The sequence below is a fragment of the Neisseria sp. P0020.S003 genome, from assembly GCF_051957095.1.
In the GTDB taxonomy this organism is placed as follows: domain Bacteria; phylum Pseudomonadota; class Gammaproteobacteria; order Burkholderiales; family Neisseriaceae; genus Neisseria; species Neisseria subflava.
Genome location: NZ_JBQCWU010000052.1, coordinates 1 through 520, shown reverse-complemented (window position 1 = coordinate 520; position 520 = coordinate 1). Strand labels below are relative to the sequence as shown.

Sequence of the window (520 nt, the reverse complement as noted above, 5' to 3'; positions counted from 1 at the left end):
GCACTTAAAGCCGCAAGGGGCAGACTGCTCAAACCCCAAACCAGTACCAACAACCGTTTCAAACAGGCAAAGTACGGAATGAAACGCCTGGCCAAGGTAGAACGCGGCATTCAGGAAAAACTCAAAAGGCAGGCCAAACGCTACAATAAATCCTACCCCGGAGAGCTGGTACATCTCGATACCAAACGGCTGCCGCTGCTCAAAGGGCAGAAAGTCACCGATAAGCGGAATTACCTGTTTGTCGCCATCGACGATTTCTCAAGGGAGCTATACGCCGCCATTTTGCCGGACAAAACCGCAGACAGCGCCGCCAAGTTTCTGACCGAACACCTGATTGATCCCTGCCCATATCTGATTGAGTGCGTTTACTCCGATAACGGTACGGAATATAAAGGCTCGGCCAACCATGCTTTCGGTGTAGCCTGTTATGAGAACGGGATTGGTCAAAAGTTTACCCGGGTTGCCCGTCCGTAGACCAACGGTAAGGCGGAACGGGTTATCCGCACCCTGATGGAGATGT

1 pseudogene is annotated in these 520 nt (G+C 52.1%); it reads left to right on the top strand.

Annotation, left to right across the window (positions count from 1 at the left end):
• Nucleotides 1-471, top strand: a pseudogene (locus ACTHTQ_RS11270) (DDE-type integrase/transposase/recombinase); the annotation flags it as partial.
• Nucleotides 472-520: the final 49 nt, after the last annotated feature.